The organism is Pseudoalteromonas sp. SIMBA_162, from assembly GCF_046535955.1.
Taxonomy (GTDB): domain Bacteria; phylum Pseudomonadota; class Gammaproteobacteria; order Enterobacterales; family Alteromonadaceae; genus Pseudoalteromonas; species Pseudoalteromonas marina.
Genome location: NZ_JAWJBQ010001192.1, coordinates 1 through 237 on the forward strand (window position 1 = coordinate 1; position 237 = coordinate 237).

The window sequence follows — 237 nt, forward strand, 5'->3', positions numbered from 1 at the left end:
CGAGCTCGAAATCCGCAAGAGCCGCTTCATCGCGCAGGCGATCCCCGTCGACGACCGCGACGCCGCGATGCAGGCGCTGCAGCGCCTGCGTGACGCGCACCCCGCGGCCACCCACGTCTGCTGGGCGCTGCTCGCCGGCGGCCAGTCCGGCATGTCGGACGACGGCGAGCCCTCGGGCACTGCCGGCCGGCCGATCCTCGAGGTGCTGCGCCATCACGATCTCGACGGCGTGCTCGG

1 protein-coding gene is annotated in these 237 nt (G+C 73.8%); it reads left to right on the forward strand.

The window, feature by feature from the left end; all coding sequences use genetic code 11:
• Positions 1 to 237: IMPACT family protein (locus R0J88_RS23445; RefSeq protein WP_410901383.1), on the forward strand; the 237-nt coding region annotated here is incomplete at both ends.